Genomic DNA, 22,067 nt, shown 5'->3' with positions numbered 1-22,067 from the left:
ACGTGACAAGCGTGTGACATCACTCAAGCGAAAGTGCAGGGCGGGAACGAATGGCCGGACTGAACCAGGTACAGAGACAGACGGGCGTGGCGCTCTGGCGCCAGATCGCGGACCGTATTCGCGACGCAATCAGTGCCGGGGCGTATGACGAGACCGGCATGGTGCCGCCGGAAACTGTTCTGGCGCTGCGATTCGGCGTCAATCGCCATACGGTCAGAAGCGCGCTTGCCGCCCTTGCTCAGGAAGGTATCGTGCGCGCAGTGCAAGGCCGCGGCACCCTGATCGAGCGGAAGGAGCGGCTGAATTTCCCGATCACGCGGCGTACGCGCTTCACTGCCGGTATTGGCGCTCAGGCGCGCGAGATGCGCGGCCTGCTGCTCGACCATGCGGAAGAGAGGGCTGATGCTGACGTTGCGCGCTGGCTGAGGCTTAGGTCCGGGACGGCGGTGATCCGTCTCGAAACATTGCGTCTGGCCGACAAGCGGCCGGTATCTTGCGCAACGACATGGTTTCCGGCCGACCGGTTTGCCGGTATCGACGAAGTCTATCGCAAGACGGAATCGATCACCAAGGCCTTTGCCGAACTCGGCCTGCCGGATTACGTCCGCGCAACGACCGAGATTACCGCCGCTCACGCCGATTCACACGACATCGCCACGCTGGAATTGACGCCGGGCGCCATCCTGCTCATCGCCAAGGCAATGAATACCGATCTTGACGGCGTGCCGGTTCAGTACTCGATCAGCCGCTTTGCAGCCGACAGGGTGCAGTTCACGATAGAGAATTGAACTGAAAAAGCCGGGCAGCGAGCCCGGCTTTTGAATGAGATGTCGAAGGCTTAATGCGCCCCGGACATATCGCCGAGCACTTCCTTGGAAGCGACGGTGGAGTCGGCATTGAGCTTGTAGACCATGGGAACGCCGGTCGCGAGGTTGAGTGCCAGGATCTGTTCCTTGGTCAGGCGGTCCAGCACCATGACCAGCGAACGCAGCGAGTTGCCGTGGGCAGCGACGAGCACTTTTTCACCGCGCAGCACGCGTGGCAGAATCTCGGTGAGATAGTAAGGCCAGACGCGCGCGCCGGTGTCGCGCAGGCTTTCGCCGCCAGGAGGCGGGACGTCGTAGGAACGCCGCCAGATATGAACCTGCTCCTCGCCCCATTTGGCGCGGGCATCGTCCTTGTTGAGGCCCGAGAGGTCACCGTAGTCGCGCTCGTTCAGCGCCTGGTCGCGGATCGTCTTGAGGTCCGGCTGGCCGATTTTGTCGAGAATGAGCGTCAGCGTGTGCTGCGCGCGCACGAGCGCCGACGTGAAGGCGATATCGTATTTTATGCCGTAGTCGGCAAGCGCCTGCCCTCCCGTATTGGCTTCTTCGATACCGAGTTCCGTGAGATCCGGATCCTTCCAGCCGGTGAAGAGATTTTTCAGGTTCCAGTCGCTCTGGCCGTGGCGAACGAGGACGAGGGTGCCGCTCATGAAATATGCCTCCGTAGTAAGATCAATGTGAGGAGAGCCCGAGCACGTCGAGCATGGAGTAAAAGCCGGGCTTCTTGTCGCGCGCCCAGAGCGCCGCCTTGATGGCGCCGCGCGCGAAGATCGAGCGGTCAGCGGCGCTGTGCGACATCGATACTATCTCGCCTTCTCCGGCGAAGAGAACGGAATGTTCGCCGATCACCGAACCGCCGCGCAGGGTCGCAAAACCGACCGTACCCGTCTCGCGCGCGCCGGTATGGCCGTCGCGGACGCGCACGGATTGCGACGACAGGTCGATATTCCGGCCTTTGGCGGCAGCTTCTCCCAGAAGCAGGGCGGTGCCCGACGGCGCATCGACCTTGCGCTTGTGGTGCATTTCGAGGATTTCGATATCCCAATCGGCAGCATCGAGCGCTCGTGCAGCCTGCTCCACGAAAACGCTGAGGAGGTTCACGCCAAGGCTCATATTGCCCGATTTCACGATACGCGCATGACGCGATGCTGCCGCGATCTTGGCATTATCCGCATCCGAACACCCGGTCGTGCCGATGACATGGACGATGCGCGCCTGAGCGGCGAGTGCAGCAAATTCGTTTGTCGTCGCGGGCGTTGTAAAATCCAGGACGCCGTCGGCATGAAGAAAGGCCGCGAGAGGGTCGTCCCCAATGGTGACGCCGTTTGGTCCAAGGCCTGCGATTTCGCCTGCATCCTTGCCGACGAATGGCGAGCCGGGCCGGGCCACGGCCGCATGCAGCGTGACACCCTCCATGGAATCGATAAGCCGGATCAGCGTTTGTCCCATGCGACCCGCTGCCCCAACCACCACCAGCTTCATCGCAGCATCGCTCATGTCAGCTCATAATCCGTGTCAAAAAGAATCCGAGGCGGCGGGCCGCTGAAGATTGTTGAGGCGAGCGTAAAGTCCGTCGTTGCGCTTCGCAAGCGTCTCGTGATTGCCTTCTTCGACGACACGGCCCTGCTGCATCACGACCATCTTGTCGGCACGTACGACCGTCGAAAGACGATGGGCGATGACGACGACGGTGCGGCCGGTCATCGCTTCATCGAGCGCCCTCTGCACGGCCGCTTCGGATTCCGTATCGAGTGCCGATGTAGCCTCGTCGAGAAGCAGGATCGGCGCTTTCCGGACGAGCGCCCGGGCGATCGACAGTCGCTGGCGCTGGCCGCCTGACAGCGTCACGCCGTTTTCGCCGACAGATGTGTCGTAGCCGTTGGGTTGCGCGAGGATGAATTCATGGGCGTAGGCAAGCCGGGCGGCCTCTTCCACCTCGGCGTCCGTCGCTTCCGGCCGCCCATAACGGATGTTTTCGCGGATCGTGCCTTCGAAGAGATACGGTTGCTGCGACACATAGGCGAGTTGCTGGCGAAGCGACTGTTTGGTGACGTGTGCAATATCCTGACCATCGATGAAAATCTGCCCGCTCTTCGGGTCGAAGAAGCGCGGAATGAGATTGATGACCGTTGATTTGCCGGCACCGGACGGGCCCACAAGCGCCGTCGTCTTGCCGCCCTCTGCAACAAAACTCACGTTGTTGAGGATCGGATCGGCACTGTAAGCAAAGGACACGTCACGGAATTCGATGCGGGCATCCGTCACATTCAACGGCTTGGCATCAGGAAGATCGCGCTGACGCGGCTCCATGTCGAGCAGTTCGTAGATCATGCGGGCATTGACGACGGCGCGCTCCAGCTGAACCTGCAGTCTTGCAAGACGGCGGGCCGGATCGTAGGCGAGCAGCAATGCAGTTACGAAGGAGAAGAATGCGCCCGGCGGCACGTTATGATAGATCGAACGGTAAGCGGCATAGGCAAGGATGCTGGCGACGGCGAAACCGGCGAAGGTCTCCGTCATCGGCGCATTGCGCTCCGAGAGGCGCGCGATCCGATTTGCGCGGTTTTCCGCAGCCCCGACAAGCTTGTTGAGCTTGCGTACCAGTTCGCCCTCCATTGTGAAGGCTTTGACGATCGCAATTCCCTGGATCGTTTCCTGCATTGCGCCCAAGACATGGCTGTTGAGATGAATCGCTTCCCTGGTCACCTGACGCAGACGCTTAGACAGATATCGCAAGCCGTAAAGGAGCGGCGGAGCCAAGATGAAGACTGCTAGACTTAGCAGCGGATCCTGAAAAACCATCACGCCGAGCAGCGCGATGAAAGTGAGCAGGTCTCGCGCAGTCGACGTGATGGTCAGATTCATGACATCGCGGATGCCGCCGACATTCTGGCTGACTTGCGCTGCGATGTGCGCCGAGCGGGCTTCGTTGTAGAAGCCGACGGACAGCGTCATCAGGTGGGCATAAAGGCGCCGCTGGTAGCGCGCCACGATGTTGTTTCCGATCCTAGACAGAGCCACCGCTTGGCCGTAGCTCGCAAAGCCACGCAGTACGAATGCGATGAAGATCGAAAGACAAATGATCCAGACCATATCCGCACGGCGATTGGCGAAGGCTTCGTCAATGATTACCTTCATGATCCAGGCGGTGAACGCAGTCGAAAGTGCGACAACAACGAGGCAGCTGATCGCGAAAGCATAGCCCCCAATATGATCACGGCCGTTTTCGGCGATGATGCGCTTCAAGACGCCGGTGATGGTATCGCTGCTGACGGTGCGCTTTTTGTTCGCGGACGATTCCAAAAATAAAGCTTCCTGTCTCGGACTACGTGCGCCACATGAGCCGCGCGCTTGGGGCGGCTCTATAAAGAGTTGGCGCGCCTTTGGCTAGAGCGGCGCTATCGGCGCCAGCGGCGGCCCTCGGTTGAGACGCCGAAGCTTGCGGGCTGGCGTGCATAGAAGGAAAGCCCGGCAAGAGCTGCAAGCGGGTGAGTCACCACATAAGTCGGAATCGCCCTCAGCCAGTGCGAGTGCGGCGCTTTGTCCTCGAACGCAGCGCGGAATTCCGACCGTCTCAATGCCGGCAGGATCTTCTGCGAGATGCCGCCTGAAAGATAGACGCCGCCTTTGGCCATGAAGATCATCGCCAGATCGCCCGCGAGACGGCCGAGGTAAGTTGAAAAAAGCGAGATGGTCTCCACGGCCGTCTTGTCAGTTCCAGCAAGTGCATGAGAGGTGATATCGGCCGGATCGTGGTACTTGGAATCAATGCCGTCCGCCTTGCATATCGCGCGGTAGAGATTGACGATGCCGCGTCCGCACAGGATCTGCTCGGCCGCGACGCGGCCCTCGATCGTCTCGATATATGGAAAGATTTCCAGGTCGCGCTTGCTGCGTGGTCCGAGATCGACATGGCCGCCTTCGCCCGGCACGGGAATCCATGAGCCTTGCGCGTGCACGAGCCCGCCAACGCCGAGGCCGGTTCCGGGACCGAGCACAACACGGGAAGCGACAAGTTCTCCGGATGCAGCGCCAATGCGCTCGCGATCGTTTTCACCGAGCGCGGAAATCGCCAGTGCCTGCGCCTCGAAGTCGTTGATGACAATCACGTCCTCGATGCCGAGACCTTCAAGCATCGTGTGAGGACGGACGATCCAGTCGCAATTGGTCAGCGGAATTTCATTGCCGTTGATCGGACCGGCAACGGCGAGAATAGCCGCACGCGGGCGCATGTCCGTCTTTGCAAAAACGCCCTTCAGGATCGCTTCATCGATGGTTCCGAAATCGGCTGTGCGAACGTTCGGGAAATTGACGGCCTCGGCCGAGGCGTCCGCAAGAATGGAGAAGCGCGCATTCGTTCCGCCGATATCGCCAATCAGGATCGGAAAAGGCAGGTGGGCATCGCTGGTGTTGAGCATGGACATAGCCGGTTCCGTGTCTAGGCGTGCAGAGTCGGGATGAGTTTTTCGGCGGTCGCTTCGTTCAGCGCCATTGGAATATCGTAAACGATCGCAAGCCGCATCAATGCCTTCACGTCAACATCATGCGGCATCGGCGTCAATGGATCGACAAAAAAGATAAGTGCGCCGACTTCACCGGTCGAAATCAATGCGCCGATCTGCTGATCGCCGCCGAGCGGTCCGCTCTTCAGCCGGGTTACATCGAGATCGGGCACCGCATCGAGGACGCGGCCGCCGGTTGTTCCGGTTGCCACGATCTTCCATTTGGAAAGCTGATCTTTGTTGCGGCGGGCAAATTCCGCCATCTCATTCTTCTTCTGGTCATGCGCAATCAATGCGAGGCATTTGCCGCCGGCCATGAAAAAGAACCTCCATCCCGTGAATTCAATCGATTTGGCCGCTTCTATACCAAGCCCACGATTTGAAAAACAAGCATTTCCACTCTTATTGCACCAAGGGCTTGTCGGTGGGGACCGGGCCAACGGCAGGAAGAAGGTCTCCGGCTGCTGCCGGTACGGCCGGTGCGACTGTCAGGGCGGTTGCGGCTGAGCCGCCATCAGTCGTCGCCATGGATGCAGCGGCCGGCGCATCCAGAACGGCGGCGCAAGATTTGGGAAGATCAGACACCATCATTTCGCGCGGGGGCTTAGGTGGCCGGGCATTGGGCTTCGGTGCGGCCCACGGCTCCTTGGTGAACCACCAGGCCAGCGACTTGCCGCAGCCATCGCCGTCGGTAATTGGCGCTTGCGGCTTGCAGGCCGCAGCGCCCGGCGGGCATTTCATACGAATGTGGAAATGCGAATCGTGGCCGTAAATCGGGCGCAGCTTGCCGAGGTTCGTGCGGTCGCCCGTCCAGGTATCGCACATCTTTTTCTTGATTGCGGGGTTGACGAAAATGCGCTCCACCTCCGGATAGCTTGCCGCAAGCATCAACAGTTTGGCATGGGATTGCGTCCAGACCTTGGGGTCGATTGTCAGGAACTTCCCCTTCTGCAGCGTCGTGGTGAAGGGAAGATCTTCGCGCTCCTGCGCCGTCATCCGGCGCGAAGGCATCGGCGTCAGCCAGACGTCGGCATCGAGGCCGATCTGATGCGAGGCGTGGCCGTTGAACATCGGCCCGCCGCGAGGTTGGGCAATATCGCCGACCAGCAGCCCCGGCCAGCCGATCTTCAGTTGCGCATCGCGGGACAATTGCTCAAGCAATGCAATCATCGCCGGATCGCCCCAACGGCGGTTGCGGGAAAGGCGCATCGCCTGCCATGTCGGACCATCCACGGGCAAGGCAACGCCGCCCAGCATGCACCCTTTCGAATAAAAGCCGATCGGTTTGGCCGGGCCCTGCGCGGGCAGCGAAGCCGAACCGAAGAGCGCTTTGGCGCTGCCGGGACTCGGCTGTTTCTGCTGTGCTCCCGCATCGCCCGCAATCAGGCTTGCACCGATAATACCCGCCAAAGCGAGTCTGCCGATTGTCTGGAAAGGCGGAGCGAGGCGGAATGTCATGCGGTATCCTGAATGTCTGCCGGAGTGATTTGCGTCGAATCTACCGTGAAAAGCAATTTTGGTGAATCGATGTTCTGCCAGCAGGGTCGGGATGGCATTCGTGGAGCGGGCGATCCGCAGCACGTCTCGGAACTGCGCGGCATACTGCGAAGGCGGCTTGAGGAAGCCGCGCCCTAACGGCTGCCATCCGGTCAAAATTTTGCGAGATGGCCGAAAACTGCACACTCTCCTGTTTTTTGCCCCTATTTCCCGTATTCTCTTCTCGGTGAAAGCTAAAATAACATGGGGTTTGGTGAATGGTATCGTTGAGGGCGAAGCTTGTTTTATGCGCCGTGGGTTCCGCACTGTTTGCATGGAGTGCCGGCGCGCAGGATGCGGATGGATGGCGGACCGGTATCTCCACCGTCGGCGACCTGAAGCATCCGTCCGGCTTTGCCCATTACGACTATGTCAATCCGCAGGCGCCGAAGGGCGGAACCCTTCGTCTATCCGACGAAGGCAGCTTCGATACGCTCAATCCCCTTCTAGCTAAGGGAGAGGCAGGCGCCGGACTAGCTCTCGTTTTCGAAACGCTGATGACGCCTGCGCTCGATGAAGTCTCGTCGAGTTATGGCCTGCTTGCAGAGGCGGTAAAGTATCCGGACGACATGTCTTCCGCGACTTTTCGCCTTCGAGCCGAGGCAAAGTGGGCGGATGGTCAGCCTGTGACTCCTGAGGACGTGGTCTTCAGTTTCCAGCAGGCGACGAAGAACGACCCGCAGCAGGAATTTTATTACCGGCATGTCAAATCCGTCGAAAAGACGGGCGAGCGCGAAGTCACCTTCCAGTTCGATGAGGCGAATAATCGCGAATTGCCGCAGATCGTCGGGCAGCTCGTCGTCGTTCCTGAGCATTGGTGGAAGGCGAATGGGCCGGACGGCAAGCCGCGCGATATCTCGCGAACGACGCTGGAAATACCGATGGGTTCTGGCCCCTACAAAATAGCCTCTGTCGCACCCGGCTCCACCATCCGCTATCAATTGCGGGACGACTATTGGGGCAAGAACCTGAACGTAAACATCGGCCAGAACAACTTTGGCGCCATCGAATACACCTATTATGCGGATCGTGACGTGATGTTCGAGGCTTTCCGCTCCGGTAATACCGACTACTGGTGGGAAAATGCCGCAAAGCGCTGGGCAACAGCCTACAATTTTCCGGCCGTTTCCGACGGGCGTGTAAAGCGCGAGGAAGTCGAAAACGAAATGCGCACGGTCGGGGTGATGGTGGGCTTTATCTTCAACCTTCGCCGGGAAAAATTCGCCGACGAGCGCGTGCGCCAAGCGCTGAACTACGCCTTTGATTTCGAGGAGCTGAAACGAACTATTTTTTACGGCTCGTACGACCGTATCGACAGTTTCTTCTTCCGCACCGAGCTTGCTTCTTCCGGACTTCCGGAAGGAAGAGAGCTGGAAATTCTCAATGAAGTAAAGGATCTCGTTCCGCCGAAGGTCTTCACGGAGCCCTACAAAAACCCCGTCAACGGCGATCCGGCAAGACTGCGCGACAATCTCCGTACAGCGATCGGCATGCTCAAGAATGCGGGCTACGAACTGAAAGGCAGCCGGATGATGAGCGTCAAAACCGGCCAGGCGCTTTCCTTCGAAATATTGCTGAACGGCCCGACGATCGAGCCTATAGCGCTGTCTTTCTCCCAAAATCTGCGGAAAATTGGCATCGAGGCGACAGTTCGCAGCATCGAGCCCTCGCAGTTTACCAACCGCTGGCGGTCGCGGGATTTCGACGTGATCTACAGCGGATGGGGGGAGTCGATGAACCCCGGCAACGAACAGGCCGAGTATTGGGGCTCGGATGCCGCAAAACGCGATGGCTCACAGAACTATAGCGGCATCAGCGATCCCGGTATCGACGCGCTGGTGAAGAAAGTGATTTTTGCCAAGAATCGCGAGGATCTGGTAGCCGCGACCAAGGCGCTGGACCGGGTTCTGCTGGCCCACCACATCGTCGTTCCGAGTTATGGCTCCAGAACTTCGCGGGTTGCCTACTGGAACGGGATCACACACCCACCCGAGCTGCCTGAATACTCGCTTGGAATGCCCTCCGTCTGGTGGTCAGCGAATGCCGGCAAGTGAAGACGTCTTGCCATTCCGGCCGGGAAGCGTTCACAGTGAACCCGCGAATCAAGGACGGGTTCGCGACAGAATGATTGAAAGGAAGATCGCATTGGGGAAGCTTGGACGCCGTAAGACGGTGATCGCCCGCGGGACTGGCAAGCGTTAATGGGAGCTTACGTACTTCGACGCCTGCTTCTGATGATACCGACGATTATCGGCATCATGGCAATTTCGTTTACAGTCATCCAGTTCGCACCGGGCGGCCCTGTCGAGCAGGTCATCGCGCAGTTGACCGGCCAGGCAGATGGTGCCGACCAGCGCCTCTCCGGCGGCGGGGATGCCGGACAGCAGTTCGATGACAGTGGTTCCAGTTACCGCGGCGCCCAAGGCCTCGATCCCGAACTGATCGCCAAGCTCGAGAAGCAGTTCGGCTTCGACAAACCGCCGCTGACGCGCTTTCTGGAAATGATGTGGAACTACATCCGTTTCGATTTCGGCGAGAGCTTCTTCCGCAATACCTCGGTGCTCGATCTGATCAAGGAAAAGCTGCCGGTCTCGGTCTCGCTCGGCATCTGGATCATGATCTTTTCGTATGCCATCTCCATTCCGCTTGGCATCCGCAAGGCGGTGAAGGATGGCTCGACCTTCGACGTGTGGACGTCCGGCGTCATTATCGTCGGTTACGCCGTGCCGAGCTTCCTATTCGGTATCCTGCTGATCGTGCTTTTCGCCGGCGGCTCGTTCTACGACTGGTTTCCGCTCCGCGGACTGGTGTCGGATAACTTCGACCAGCTCGCCTGGTGGCAAAAGCCGCTCGATTATTTCTGGCACCTGACGCTGCCACTGATCTCGCTCTCGCTTTCCGCCTTCGCGACAACGACACTGCTGACGAAGAATTCCTTCATCGAGGAGATCAAGAAGCAATACGTCACGACCGCCCGAGCCAAGGGGTTGAATGAGCGGCAGGTGCTTTATGGTCATGTCTTCCGCAATGCCATGCTGATCATTATCGCCAGTTTTCCGGGCGCCTTCATTTCCGCCTTCTTCACCGGTTCGCTGCTGATCGAGAATATCTTCTCGCTCGACGGACTCGGCCGCCTCGGCTATCTCTCGGTCGTCAATCGCGATTATCCCATCGTCTTTGCGACACTCTATATCTTCTCGCTGCTTGGCCTTTTCGTCAGCCTGCTCTCCGACCTGATCTATACCTGGATCGACCCGCGCATCGATTTCGAGCGGAGGGATGTCTGATGGATACGGCTGCCAATCCGACGTCTGTCACGCCAGTCAAGCCGCCGCGCAAGGGCCTGCTTTCCCCAACGAACATCCGCCGCTGGCGGAATTTCAAGGCAAACCGACGCGGCTACTGGTCTTTCTGGCTGTTCATGGTGCTGTTCGTCCTCACCCTGTTTTCGGAATTCATCGCCAACGACAAGCCGATCATCGCATCCTACAAGGGTGAAATCCTGTTTCCGGTGCTGGTGGATTATCCGGAGGAAAAGTTCGGCGGCTTCCTGGCGGAAACGGATTACCGCTCGGATGTGATCGCCGATGAGATCAAAGCCAATGGCTGGATGATCTGGCCGCCGATCCATTATTCCTATCGATCGGTGAATTCCAACATCCCGCATTCCGCGCCGACGCCGCCGTTCTGGCTGATGAGCAAGGAGGAGCGCTGCTCCGGCTATCCGCAAGGCGTCAACGACCCCAATTGCAACTACGGCAATCTCAACTGGCTCGGAACCGACGACCAGGCGCGCGACGTGCTGGCGCGTATCATCTACGGGTTTCGCGTTTCCGTGCTCTTCGGCTTGGTATTGACCATCTGCTCGGCAATTGTCGGCGTAACGGCCGGCGCCGTGCAAGGCTATTTCGGCGGTTGGACGGACCTGCTTCTGCAGCGCTTCATCGAGATATGGTCGTCGATGCCTGTGCTCTACATCTTGCTGATCATCGCCGCGATCCTGCCGCCGGGCTTTTTTGTGCTGCTCGGCATCATGCTGCTCTTCTCCTGGGTGGGGTTCGTCGGTGTCGTGCGCGCGGAGTTCTTGCGCGCCCGCAACTTCGAATATGTCCGCGCCGCCCGCGCGCTCGGTGTCAATAACCGGACGATTATGTGGCGCCATATGCTGCCGAACGCCATGGTGGCGACCCTGACGTTCCTGCCCTTCATCCTGTCCGGCTCGATCACGACGCTCACTTCGCTCGACTTCCTGGGCTTCGGCATGCCGCCCGGCTCGCCGTCGCTCGGCGAGATGATCGCGCAGGGCAAGGCCAATCTTCAGGCGCCGTGGCTGGGGCTGGCGGCCTTCTTCACCATGTCGATCATGCTTTCCCTGCTGATCTTCATCGGCGAGGCCGTGCGCGACGCGTTTGACCCGAGAAAGACCTTCGCATGAGCCAGATGCCTGAACCTCTTCTGTCCGTCCGCGATCTTTCCGTCGCCTTCCATCAAAGCGGCGAAACATCGCTGGCTGTCGATCGCATCTCCTTCGACATCAACAAGGGCGAGGTCGTCGCGTTGGTCGGCGAATCCGGGTCGGGCAAGTCCGTCTCCGCAAATTCCATCCTGCGGCTTTTGCCTTATCCTGCAGCAAGCCATCCGACTGGCGAAATCTTCTTCAAGGGCAAGGATTTACTCAAGGCATCTGAGAAGGCGCTGCGCGAGGTGCGCGGCAACGACATCACGATGATCTTCCAGGAGCCGATGACCTCGCTCAATCCGCTTCACACGATCGAAAAGCAGATCGCCGAAATCCTCGATCTGCACCAGGGCGTGACGGGCCAGGCGGCCCGCACGCGGGTGCTGGAACTCTTGAACCAAGTCGGCATCCGCGAGCCGGAAAAGCGGCTGAAAGCCTATCCGCACGAGCTTTCCGGCGGCCAGCGCCAGCGCGTCATGATCGCGATGGCACTCGCCAACCGGCCCGAACTGCTGATCGCCGACGAGCCGACGACGGCGCTCGATGTCACGGTTCAGGCACAGATATTGGACCTGCTGCGCAAGCTGAAAGGCGCGCACGGCATGTCGCTGCTCTTCATCACCCATGATCTCGGCATCGTCCGCAAATTCGCTGATCGCGTCTGCGTCATGACCAAAGGCAGGATTGTCGAGACGGGCACGGTCGAAGAGGTCTTCAGCAATCCGAAGCATGACTACACGCGCCATCTGCTCGCCGCGGAGCCGCGCGGCGAGCCACCTGTTGCCGATCCGTCCAAGCCGTTGGTGATGGAGGGCTCCGACATCCGGGTCTGGTTCCCGATCAAGGCCGGATTGATGCGCAGGGTTGTTGACCATGTGAAGGCTGTCGACGGCATCGATCTCTCGCTGCGCGCCGGCCAGACGCTCGGGGTTGTCGGCGAATCCGGCTCGGGCAAGACGACGCTTGGCCTGGCGCTCACCCGGCTGATTTCCTCCAAGGGGCGCATCAGCTTCGTCGGCAAGGATATAGCGGACTATTCGTTCACCGAAATGCGGCCGCTGCGCAACCAGCTTCAGGTCGTATTCCAGGATCCTTACGGCTCGCTCAGTCCGCGCATGTCGGTCGGCGATATCATCGCGGAAGGGCTGAAAGTGCATGAGCGCTCGCAGTCGCATGAAGAACGGGACCAGCGCGTCTGCTGGGCGCTGGAAGAGGTTGGCCTCGACCCGCTGACCCGCTGGCGCTATCCGCACGAATTTTCCGGCGGCCAGCGTCAGCGTATCGCGATTGCCCGCGCCATGGTGCTGAAGCCGCGCTTCGTCATGCTCGACGAGCCGACATCGGCGCTCGACATGAGCGTCCAAGCGCAGGTCGTCGATCTGTTGCGCGACCTGCAAAAGAAGCACGATCTGGCCTACCTCTTCATCAGCCACGACCTGAAGGTCGTCAAGGCGCTCGCCAACGACGTCATCGTCATGCGTTTCGGCAAGGTGGTGGAGCAGGGGCCGTCTGCAGAAATTTTTCGCGCGCCGAAAGACGACTACACCAAGGCGCTGATGGCAGCCGCTTTCAATATCGAGGCAGTGCCGACGCCTGCCGTCCAGCAGTAAAAAAGATCATGCCCGCAAGACCTCCTGTTCTCATCGATTTGAAGTTCAACCCCGAAGGCATCGCCCGTATTCTGAAAACCGCCTTTCCGGATCGAGGCAGCATCAATCTTGCCGATCCGGCGGCCAAAAGCCGCGATTTGAGCGCGATCGACTATGCGTTGCTATGGAAGCCGGATACCGACCTGTTCGAACGCGCACCGAACTTGAAGGTCATCTTCTCGGGCGGTGCCGGCGTCGATAGCTTCATGAACCTTTCGGGGTTGCCGGACGTGCCGATCGTTCGCTTCGTCGACAGCAGCCTGACGGTTCGCATGAGCGAATGGGTGGTGCTGCAGTGCCTGATGCACCTGCGCCAGCAGCGCGAACATGACCGGCATCAGCGCGATCGGATCTGGAGCCAGATGGCGCCGCCGGAGGCTGCGGAAATCACCGTTGGCGTTATGGGACTTGGGGTATTGGGGCAGGATGCCGTTCGCAAGCTGAAGGTCATGGGCTTCAACGTCATTGGCTGGTCGCGAAGCCGCAAACGGCTTGAGGGGATCGAAACCTTCGATGCAAGCGAACTCGATACCTTCCTGTCGAAGACCGATTTCCTCGTCGGCCTGCTGCCGCTAACGCCGGAAACCACGGGCCTTTATAATGCGCGGCTGTTTGCGAAGCTCCGTCGGGGCGGTGCACTCGGAAAGCCGGTCTTCATCAATGCCGGCCGCGGCAGGAGCCAGGTGCAACGCGACATCGTTGCGGCGATTGAAAGCGGTGTGCTCGGCGGCGCCTCGCTCGACGTCTTCGAGGTCGAGCCGCTCCCGGCGGACGATCCGCTCTGGGGTTTGGAGTGTGTCTTCATAACCCCGCATGATGCCGCAATCTCCGAAGAGAATGCGCTCTTCCGCCATGTCGAGGCACAGATCGCCCGCTACGAGCGCGGTCAGTCGCTGGAGTTCGTGGTGGACCGGAAGGCAGGCTACTAAGGCGGGGTGGAACCATGCCGCCGCATAGCCGTTGCTCCTACCGACAGTTCTGAGGCGGGCCGGCATACGGCCCGCGAGACATCGAAGGGAGACGAAGATGGCTCGTCAGATGGAAAAGGGCTGGGAAAACGCCGATGGAAAGCGGCATGCCGAAGAGCAGATCTCTGCGGTGAAGGCAAAGCAGGGCCGCACCGGTGCCCGCATCCTGATGGTTCTGGTCGTTGCGCTCATTCTTGCATTCGTCGTTTGGATACCGGTCGAGATCTGGGGCAACCGCGAAGCCGATGAAGTAGCGCCACAGCAGCCCGGTCAGGAAATGCAGTCCCAGTCGCCGGCACCGGCTGCGCCGCCAACCACGCAGAATGGCGGTGCGGTTCCCACGGAGACGCCGAATACGCAGCCGGCACCGAACGCTGAGCCCGTGACGCCTGCCACACCAGCGCCGTCTCAGCCGGCGCAATAGGCTTCAGTCCAAGGCGATCATTGAAAGAGGCCCTGCCGCCTGGCTGCGGCGGGGCTTTTATTTGCGCTGGACATTACCCGCTGATTTTTCGATAAGAAGGCGCACGAGCCGGTCGTCGTGTGCTGGCCTTTTGCGGCACCCGACCGGATTGGGACGGGATGGAGCATGGCCAAGACAGATATTGCAAGGCGCGTTTACAATCACGCCTGGAAGCTTGATCCCATCGTCCGTAGCCTCATCGATACGGACTTCTACAAGCTTCTGATGCTGCAAATGATCTGGAAGCTTTATCCGGATGTCAGCACCACATTCACGCTCATCAACCGCACCAAGCGCGTCCGTCTCGCCGAGGAGATCGACGAGGGGGAACTGCGCGCTCAGCTCGATCATGCCCGCACGCTGCGGCTCTCCAAGAAGGAGATGATCTGGCTCGCCGGTAACAGTTTTTATGGCCGTGCGCAGATTTTCGAGCCGGAGTTCCTCGCCTGGCTATCTCATTTCCAGCTGCCGGAATACGAGCTGTCGAAGAAGGACGGCCAGTACGTGCTCGATTTCCATGGCTCGTGGAAAGAGACGACGATGTGGGAAATCCCGGCGCTTGCGATTATCAACGAGATGCGCTCGCGTTCGGCGATGAAGGCGCTCGGACCCTTCACGCTTGATGTGCTTTATGCACGTGCCAAAGCCAAGATGTGGGCAAAGGTAGAGCGGCTGCGCGAATTGCCTGGCCTGCGTATCTCCGATTTCGGCACACGCCGCCGCCACAGCTTTCTGTGGCAACGCTGGTGCGTTGAGGCACTGAAGGAAGGTATCGGCCCTGCTTTCACCGGCACAAGCAATGTATTGCTCGCTATGGATTCCGATTTGGAAGCGGTAGGAACGAACGCCCACGAGCTGCCGATGGTAGCCGCCGCACTTGCCGACACCGACGAGGAGTTGCGCAACGCGCCCTACAAGATCCTGCGGGATTGGAACAGGCTCTACGGCGGCAACCTGCTGATCGTCCTGCCGGATGCCTTCGGCACCGCGGCCTTCCTGCGTGACGCGCCCGAGTGGGTCGCTGATTGGACCGGCTTCCGCCCGGACAGTGCGCCGCCGATCGAGGGCGGCGAGAAGATCATCGATTGGTGGAAGAAAATGGGCCGCGATCCGCGCCAGAAGCTTTTGATTTTCTCGGATGGACTCGATGTTGACGCGATCATCGATACCTACAAGCACTTCGAGGGCCGTGTTCGCATGAGCTTCGGCTGGGGCACCAACCTGACCAACGATTTTGCGGGCTGCGCGCCGACCGAAATTTCCGGCCTCAACCCAATCTCGATCGTCTGCAAGGTCAGCGAGGCAAACGGCCGCCCCGCGGTCAAGCTCTCCGACAATCCTCATAAGGCAACCGGAGACCCGAAAGAGGTCGAGCGTTACCTCAAGTTCTTCGGCGCGGAGGACCGCACTGAGCAGACGGTTCTCGTCTGATGAAGGTTACGGGGAGGGCCAGTGCGGCCTCGCCTCCTCCTTTTCGCTCCGCCGGCTTTTTCTGCGTGGTTTTGTTGACATGGCCGCTTCCTCAAATGGCGTGGCAACGCCAAGCCTCTCGGCAAGCGAGCGTGCATCTGTCGGCGCGCAAACCTTCACGTCGTTGTCGAAATAGACGAAGACGTCACGGCCTTTGGCTGACGTCTTGAGCGGCGGCAGTACGCGATTGGCATCTTCCGGCTCGTGTCCGCGCGCCCATGCCGCGATACGTTTGGCCCATGCATCGAGCGCCGCATCGTCGTATCCGCTGACATAAAGCTCCTCGGATCCATGAAGGCGGCAATAGACGAAGTCGGCAGTGACATCCATCAGAAGCGGCCATTCGACCGTATCGGCGCAGACGAGCCCCACGTGATGTTTTCGCAGCAGTTCGATGAATTCCTTGGCGCAAAAACTGTCGTGGCGAATTTCCAGCGCGTGACGAAGCGGCTGCTGCACATCGCTTTCCAGCCAGTCACGGCCGTTCAGCCGGTCATCATGCCGCTTTGCAAGTTTTGCCGCGTCATCCGTATCTTTCGGCAGCATTGCCAGAAATCGCGCGAAAAGTTCTGCGTCGAATTTCATGGTCGGCGGAAACTGCCAAAGAATGGGGCCGAGCTTTGGCCCCAGCCGCAGGAGGCCGGACGCCATGAAATTGGCAAGCGGCGTCTCGACGTCGCGAAGCCGCTTCAGATGCGTGATGTAGCGTGAACCTTTAACGGCGAAGACAAAGCCGTCGGGTGTCGCCTCCCGCCAGCGCGCGAAGGCGTCAGGCTTTTGCAATCCGTAAAACGTGCCGTTGATTTCAACGGAGGCAAAACTGCGCGCGGCAAAATGCAATTCGCGCTTCTGCGGCAGGCCCTCAGGATAAAATACCCCGCGCCACGGCGCATAGGTCCAGCCGGATATGCCGATACGGATGGTGCCGTTCCTTGCCATGAAAGACAAACTGACCGCGCGGCCGCTTGTTCCCCCGCCGCGTCGGTCAGATATTCAGGCTTGCGGTTTTCGCTTTTCTTCAGCTTCGCGGATGGCGTCTTCGTGGTACCAGGTATCGAAGGCGGCGTCGCAGACATCGGGATCGATGTCGAGCGGCTGGCGGGCACCAAAGCGTTCGTCCGACCTGCGGAATTTTACTGGGAACTGATAGATCTTCGCGGTTTCGCGATGGACATTTGCTGGCATCAAATTGCCTTCCATTATCTTCGCACACCGGTTACCCGGATATTTATAGTAACAGAGTGCACATCATTTGCGCAAATCGCCTAAAAAAGCGCCAATAACTGTGGGATTCATAAGCATTTGATAAATCGAATAAAATGCCCCGCAATGCCTGCATCTTTTTGAGGCGTTGGGTGTAGATCAAAAAAACGTCCCGCGCGCCGATGAGTTCCATGGCCCTAAACCCTCGCTTTCGTTGAAAGTTGACGATTGTCTGAAGTTGATTCCCGCCGCCGTCTCATGGCAGTCCTTTATGTCTACTCGAAACTGGCACGCCACGTGCTTGGTATCTGGCATCCGGTGGTGATCAAGCACGCGCTTAGCGGTCGCTTCGGAAATTGCTCACACCCTTACGTTTGAGAGACTGGCCAATGACAAAGTATAAGCTCGAGTACATCTGGCTCGACGGTTACACACCGACGCCGAACCTGCGCGGCAAAACGCAGATTAAGGAATTTGACGCGTTTCCTGCTCTTGAGCAGCTTCCGCTCTGGGGCTTTGATGGTTCCTCCACGATGCAGGCCGAAGGCCGCAGCTCCGATTGCGTGCTGAAGCCTGTTGCCGTCTACCCGGACCCGGCCCGTAGCAACGGCGCTCTCGTCATGTGCGAAGTCATGATGCCCGATGGCGTCACGCCGCATCCGTCGAACAGCCGCGCAACCATCCTTGATGATGAAGACGCCTGGTTCGGCTTTGAGCAGGAATACTTCTTCTACGAGAATGGCCGTCCGCTCGGCTTCCCGGAGCAGGGTTACCCGGCTCCGCAGGGTCCGTACTACACCGGTGTCGGCTACAAGAACGTCGGCAGCGTTGCTCGCGAAATCGTTGAAGAGCATCTCGACCTCTGCCTGGCTGCTGGCATCAACCACGAAGGCATCAATGCCGAAGTGGCCAAGGGCCAGTGGGAATTCCAGATCTTCGGCAAGGGCTCTAAGCGCGCCGCCGACCAGATCTGGATGGCTCGCTACCTGCTTCTCCGCCTCTGCGAAAAGTACGGCATCGACATCGAGTTCCACTGCAAGCCGCTCGGCGACACGGACTGGAACGGCTCGGGCATGCATTGCAACTTCTCGACCAAGTTTATGCGTGAAGTCGGCGGCAAGGCCTACTTCGAAGCGCTCATGGCGCAGTTTGACAAGAACCTGCAGGCTCACATCGACGTTTACGGCCCGGACAACCACCTGCGCCTGACTGGCAAGCACGAAACGGCCCCGTGGAACAAGTTCAGCTATGGCGTTGCCGACCGCGGCGCGTCGATCCGCGTTCCGCACTCCTTCGTCAAGAACGACTACAAGGGCTATCTGGAAGATCGCCGCCCGAACTCGCAGGGCTGCCCTTACCAGATCGCTTCGCAGGTCCTGAAGACGATTTCGGAAGTTCCGACTTCCGGCTTCGCTTCGGCTGCTGCCTAAGCCTCAGGCTTTCCTCCCAAGGGCGCCGGTTGCCTCGCAACCGGCGTTTTTTATTTGCCGAAGCGTCTCCAAGGAAAACATTCCTTCACGTCGTCGGCCGCGCTATAGTCGCAGCATGGCACAACGAGCAGGCAGCGCGGATCTTCCATTGCATGGCGGCAGAGTTCCGAAGTGGCTCGGCGAGCGGATGACGAAGCTCGGCGCCGTGATCACCGAAACAGTCGTGCACCATTATGGCCGGGATGAACTGCTCCGGCGCCTCGCGCATCCCTTTTGGTTCCAGTCTTTCGGGGCCGTGATGGGCATGGATTGGCATTCGTCAGGCATAACCACCAGCGTGCTTGGCGCCCTCAAGCGCGGGCTTACTCCGCTTTCAAGCGAGCTTGGCCTGCATGTCTGCGGTGGCCGCGGATCGCATTCGCGCAAGACGCCGGGCGAACTAGTTGCGATCGGTGACCGTGTTGGTTTCGACGGCGGGGCGCTCGCGACTGCGAGCAGGCTGGTGGCGAAAGTCGATAGCGCCGCCGTTCAGGATGGCTTTGATCTCTATCTCCATGGCTTCATCGTCACGGATGACGGCAAATGGGTCGTGGTGCAGCAAGGCATGAATGGTGACAAGCGTCAGGCCCGGCGCTATCACTGGCTCTCGGAAGGTCTCGAGAGCTTCGTCAATTCGCCGCACACGGCAATAGAGGGCCGCAGCCAGGGCAATATCATCAATCTGGCCGACAGGCGTGCCGAGCGTTCGCGCACCGGGCAGCTTGATCTTCTAGCAACGCTCGGTCCGGATCGTATTTTGCGCGAAGCGGCAGCTTTGGCATTCGATATCGCAAAGCCCGCGCCGCAGCCCGACCAGCCGCTTCTGCCGCATCTCATCATGCCCGCCCATCACGACGTCCGCGAAAAGGACGTCAACATGAAGCGCCTGCATGGCAATCTTGCAGCCGCCGCCGACCGCGGACCGGAAGATTTTGAGCAGCTTCTGCTCGTGCCCGGCGTCGGAGCCCGAACGGTACAGGCGCTGGCGATGGTTGCCGAAGTGGTTCATGGTGCGCCCTGCCGCTTTGCCGATCCCGCGCGTTTTTCGCTTGCCCACGGCGGCAAGGACCGGCATCCCTTTCCCGTCCCGCTGAAGGTCTATGATGAGACGATCAAGGTGATGAAGTCGGCCGTGCAGAAGGGCAGGCTCGGCCGCGAGGAGGAACTGCAGGCGCTGAAACGCCTCGACGACCAGTCCCGCCAGCTCGAGCGATATGTCACTGGCCCAGACCTCAAGGAGATCGTCGCCGGCGAATTCCGAAACTCACCCGACTGGGGCGGCAGAAGCGTCTTCGGCTGGGAGGAAGAGGATTCGCCTTAAGGCGCTTCATACGGTAGGAAGTCTTTGATTTTATTAAGAAATGGCGGACAGAGAGGGATTCGAACCCTCGGTACGCTTTCACGTACACACGCGTTCCAGGCGTGCGCCTTAAACCACTCGGCCACCTGTCCATTTGCGTTTCGCACCCGGAGAGGAGCAAATCGTCGGAACGGCGCGATATATACCGATGAATTTTCGCTGATCAACCTAAATCTAACAGTTTTTTGACTTCTTCCGATAAAACTCCGCGCGCGCTGTCCATTGCGCTTTGGCCGTGAGATAATTATTTATTGGCTAGGGTGGAGAATGGCGCGGCTGACCGGAAAATCCGGCGGTAGGGCGTCGGAGGTATTGATGCGTTTCTTGTTGCGTTTGGCTAGCCTTGTCGCGCTTGCTGTAGCCGTGATGGCAGGAACGATCGATTCAATTCAATCCGTTGCGGCGTCGGCAGTCGTGGTAACACCCATGGGCGATGCCTGGCAGGATTTGAGCCCTTCGTCGCTTTTGGCACTCCAGTCGTCCGTTTCCTACTATGTGCACCCGCGCTTCTATGCCTTCGTATTCCAATGGCTGATGCTGCAGCCCGCTTTTGCCGTCTTTCTGGTGATCGCGCTGCTGCTTTGGATGATCGGCTACAAGAAGCCGCCGGTGGCGGGCCGCTTTACCGCGTAACAAAACGCGCGACCCTGGCGTATCAGCTTTGAGACCCCACATCCACGGCAACGCCGCAACAGCTAGCCACGGCAGAGCGCGTGCGCGACACGTTCCAGAGGCGCTGACGTCGACGATCACCACGGAGATCGCTCCGGTAGGTGAATTCTACTATGCCGAGAACTATTACCAGCAGGATCTGGCGGAAAAGCCGGATGGTTGTTACGGTCTTGACGGAACCGGCGTGAGCTGCCCGATTGGTTCGAAAAATCGCATTCCAGCAGCGCATTTTGCGCAAAAAGCAGCCCATCTGGACTGATTTTCAGCATCTACGCGGAATTTTTACCAGCCGAAAAATTTCTCGTGAATTTTTCCTTGAGCCATGCAAGGATGCGCGCAGCCAGGCCTCCGGGGGGAGGCCGGTGGTTCCGCAGACATGCCTGCCAAAGGCTTGCGGGAGGACCCAGACAAATAGCAACAATAGGGCTGCACTATGAAAAAAACCCTTCTTTCTTTCCTGGCCGTGGCCGCGATGTCCACGACGGCGCTCGCTGCCGACGTCAAGCCGGCTCTGGTTTACGGCACTGGCGGAAAGTTCGACAAGTCCTTCAACGAAGCAGCCTATAATGGCGCTGAGAAGTTCAAGGCTGAAACCGGCATAGCCTATCGCGACTTCGAGCCGACCGGCGACACACAGGGTGAGCAGGCGATCCGCAACTTCGCAAGCCGCGGTTTCAACCCGGTGGTAGCCGTGTCCTTCGCATGGACCTCGGCAATCGAAAAGGTCGCTGCAGAATTCCCGGACACCAAGTTCATCATCGTTGATTCAATCGTCGACAAGCCAAATGTCCGCTCGGTCGTCTATAAGGAAGAAGAAGGTTCGTTCCTCGTCGGCGTTCTCGCCGGCATGGCTTCCAAGACCGGTAAGGTCGGGTTCGTCGGCGGCATGGATATTCCTTTGATCCGCAAGTTCGAATGCGGCTATGAGCAGGGCGCCCGTTCCGTCAAGGCGGACATCGAAGTCTTTCAGAACATGACCGGCACAACCGGTGCTGCCTGGAACGACCCGGTTCGTGGCGGCGAGCTCACCAAAAACCAGATCGACCAGGGCGCCGACGTCATATACGCCGCTGCAGGCGCGACTGGCCTCGGCGTTCTGCAGACGGCTGCCGACAACAAGAAGTTTTCGATCGGCGTCGATTCCAACCAGAACCATCTGCATCCGGGCTCCGTGCTGACCTCGATGGTCAAGCGCGTCGATCTCGCCGTCTACAACGCCTACACCGATACGAAGAACGACAAGTTCACCGGTGGCGTGCAGGCTCTCGGCGTCAAGGAAGACGGCGTCGGCGCTGCGATCGACGATAACAACAAGCCGCTGATCACGCCGGAAATGCAGGCCGCCGTCGACAAGGCAAAGGCTGACATCATCGCAGGAACCATCAAGGTTCACGATTACACGACGGACAACTCTTGCCCGAAGTGATCCGCGACTGAGATGGGCGTATGGCGGCCAGATTTTTCCGCCATACGCCCTTTTCGTATTTGGAGC

At 59.4% G+C, this 22,067-nt stretch carries 20 protein-coding genes, 1 tRNA gene and 1 pseudogene; 13 read left to right on the top strand and 9 right to left on the bottom strand.

Translation table 11 applies throughout. The features are described 5' to 3' along the window. The first annotated feature begins 50 nt into the window (after positions 1–50). Positions 51–788 (top strand): phosphonate metabolism transcriptional regulator PhnF, encoded by a 738-nt coding sequence (phnF, locus tag ACZ9DP_RS34780; RefSeq protein WP_194728637.1) that lies wholly within the window; start codon positions 51–53, stop codon positions 786–788. A 50-nt stretch (positions 789–838) separates the two neighbouring features. Here the strand turns inward: phnF and ACZ9DP_RS34775 are convergent, their stop codons facing one another. The 6 genes from ACZ9DP_RS34775 to mepA all read right to left on the bottom strand — a co-directional run bounded on the left by ACZ9DP_RS34775 (position 839) and on the right by mepA (position 6,784). Next, a complete protein-coding gene (locus tag ACZ9DP_RS34775; RefSeq protein ID WP_074066246.1) occupies positions 839–1,474 on the bottom strand; it encodes a 2,3-bisphosphoglycerate-dependent phosphoglycerate mutase in 636 nt (211 codons plus the stop codon). Between the two features lie 22 nt (positions 1,475–1,496). Then, complete coding sequence (dapB, locus tag ACZ9DP_RS34770) at positions 1,497–2,321, bottom strand: 4-hydroxy-tetrahydrodipicolinate reductase (protein ID WP_074066247.1); 825 nt, start codon at positions 2,319–2,321, stop codon at positions 1,497–1,499. Positions 2,322–2,339: 18 nt separating this feature from the next. Next, positions 2,340–4,127: an ABC transporter ATP-binding protein gene (locus ACZ9DP_RS34765; protein WP_476205088.1), complete on the bottom strand. Its 1,788-nt coding sequence runs from the start codon at positions 4,125–4,127 to the stop codon at positions 2,340–2,342. Positions 4,128–4,222: 95 nt separating this feature from the next. Next, positions 4,223–5,248 carry a glucokinase gene (locus ACZ9DP_RS34760; RefSeq protein WP_074066249.1) on the bottom strand — a complete coding sequence of 342 codons (1,026 nt, stop codon included), beginning with the start codon at positions 5,246–5,248 and terminating at the stop codon, positions 4,223–4,225. A 14-nt stretch (positions 5,249–5,262) separates the two neighbouring features. Further along, a complete protein-coding gene (locus ACZ9DP_RS34755) occupies positions 5,263–5,643 on the bottom strand; it encodes a methylglyoxal synthase (protein ID WP_022713281.1) in 381 nt (126 codons plus the stop codon). Between the two features lie 85 nt (positions 5,644–5,728). Then, a complete protein-coding gene (gene mepA / locus ACZ9DP_RS34750) occupies positions 5,729–6,784 on the bottom strand; it encodes a penicillin-insensitive murein endopeptidase (protein ID WP_194728641.1) in 1,056 nt (351 codons plus the stop codon). 296 nt (positions 6,785–7,080) lie between these two features. Here mepA and ACZ9DP_RS34745 point away from each other — a divergent pair, with 296 nt between their 5' ends. The 7 genes from ACZ9DP_RS34745 to pncB all read left to right on the top strand — a co-directional run bounded on the left by ACZ9DP_RS34745 (position 7,081) and on the right by pncB (position 15,832). Then, positions 7,081–8,916, top strand: a complete 1,836-nt coding sequence (locus tag ACZ9DP_RS34745) for an extracellular solute-binding protein (protein ID WP_194728642.1) — start codon at positions 7,081–7,083, stop codon at positions 8,914–8,916. Between the two features lie 147 nt (positions 8,917–9,063). After that, on the top strand, positions 9,064–10,149 hold the full coding sequence (locus ACZ9DP_RS34740) for a microcin C ABC transporter permease YejB (protein ID WP_074066252.1): 1,086 nt from the start codon (positions 9,064–9,066) through the stop codon (positions 10,147–10,149). Continuing rightward, positions 10,149–11,297, top strand: coding sequence for an ABC transporter permease (locus tag ACZ9DP_RS34735; RefSeq protein WP_074066253.1), 1,149 nt, complete (start codon positions 10,149–10,151; stop codon positions 11,295–11,297). The genes ACZ9DP_RS34740 and ACZ9DP_RS34735 overlap by 1 nt, the downstream gene beginning before the upstream one ends. After that, positions 11,294–12,931 carry an ABC transporter ATP-binding protein gene (locus tag ACZ9DP_RS34730; RefSeq protein WP_074066254.1) on the top strand — a complete coding sequence of 546 codons (1,638 nt, stop codon included), beginning with the start codon at positions 11,294–11,296 and terminating at the stop codon, positions 12,929–12,931. The genes ACZ9DP_RS34735 and ACZ9DP_RS34730 overlap by 4 nt, the downstream gene beginning before the upstream one ends. An 8-nt stretch (positions 12,932–12,939) precedes the next feature. Beyond that, on the top strand, positions 12,940–13,899 hold the full coding sequence (locus ACZ9DP_RS34725) for a 2-hydroxyacid dehydrogenase (protein WP_194728645.1): 960 nt from the start codon (positions 12,940–12,942) through the stop codon (positions 13,897–13,899). A 97-nt stretch (positions 13,900–13,996) separates the two neighbouring features. Continuing rightward, positions 13,997–14,362, top strand: a complete 366-nt coding sequence (locus ACZ9DP_RS34720) for a flagellar basal body-associated FliL family protein (protein ID WP_194728646.1) — start codon at positions 13,997–13,999, stop codon at positions 14,360–14,362. Between the two features lie 165 nt (positions 14,363–14,527). Further along, on the top strand, positions 14,528–15,832 hold the full coding sequence (gene pncB, locus ACZ9DP_RS34715; protein ID WP_074066257.1) for a nicotinate phosphoribosyltransferase: 1,305 nt from the start codon (positions 14,528–14,530) through the stop codon (positions 15,830–15,832). A 6-nt stretch (positions 15,833–15,838) separates the two neighbouring features. On the opposite strand, the gene ACZ9DP_RS34710 is transcribed toward pncB, so the two are convergent. Further along, positions 15,839–16,810, bottom strand: a complete 972-nt coding sequence (locus ACZ9DP_RS34710; protein ID WP_476205087.1) for a DUF72 domain-containing protein — start codon at positions 16,808–16,810, stop codon at positions 15,839–15,841. A 54-nt stretch (positions 16,811–16,864) separates the two neighbouring features. Beyond that, the gene (locus ACZ9DP_RS34705) at positions 16,865–17,056 is read right to left on the bottom strand and encodes a DUF2735 domain-containing protein (RefSeq protein WP_039846570.1); all 192 of its coding nucleotides are present in this window, start codon (positions 17,054–17,056) and stop codon (positions 16,865–16,867) included. A gap of 407 nt (positions 17,057–17,463) precedes the next feature. On the opposite strand from ACZ9DP_RS34705, the gene ACZ9DP_RS34700 reads away from it, so the two are divergent. Next, positions 17,464–18,504 (top strand): glutamine synthetase beta-grasp domain-containing protein, encoded by a 1,041-nt coding sequence (locus ACZ9DP_RS34700; protein WP_074066260.1) that lies wholly within the window; start codon positions 17,464–17,466, stop codon positions 18,502–18,504. A 115-nt stretch (positions 18,505–18,619) separates the two neighbouring features. Continuing rightward, complete coding sequence (locus ACZ9DP_RS34695; RefSeq protein WP_476205085.1) at positions 18,620–19,864, top strand: DUF763 domain-containing protein; 1,245 nt, start codon at positions 18,620–18,622, stop codon at positions 19,862–19,864. 41 nt (positions 19,865–19,905) lie between these two features. Here the strand turns inward: ACZ9DP_RS34695 and ACZ9DP_RS34690 are convergent. Beyond that, positions 19,906–19,995, bottom strand: a tRNA-Ser gene (locus ACZ9DP_RS34690). Between the two features lie 223 nt (positions 19,996–20,218). Between ACZ9DP_RS34690 and ACZ9DP_RS34685 the strand changes: the two genes are divergently transcribed. From ACZ9DP_RS34685 to ACZ9DP_RS34675, 3 genes and pseudogenes are all read left to right on the top strand, one after another. Then, entirely contained in the window at positions 20,219–20,536 is a 318-nt protein-coding gene (locus ACZ9DP_RS34685; RefSeq protein ID WP_239596118.1) for a hypothetical protein, read from the top strand. A 115-nt stretch (positions 20,537–20,651) separates the two neighbouring features. Beyond that, positions 20,652–20,834, top strand: a pseudogene (locus tag ACZ9DP_RS34680) (hypothetical protein); the annotation flags it as partial. 174 nt (positions 20,835–21,008) lie between these two features. Continuing rightward, positions 21,009–22,001 (top strand): BMP family lipoprotein, encoded by a 993-nt coding sequence (locus ACZ9DP_RS34675; protein WP_476205084.1) that lies wholly within the window; start codon positions 21,009–21,011, stop codon positions 21,999–22,001. Positions 22,002–22,067 lie beyond the last annotated feature (66 nt).

This window comes from Rhizobium sp. USDA 4016, assembly GCF_056279705.1.
Note: the sequence above shows the minus strand (reverse complement) of the source record. Positions and strands in the feature narration are given on the sequence as shown.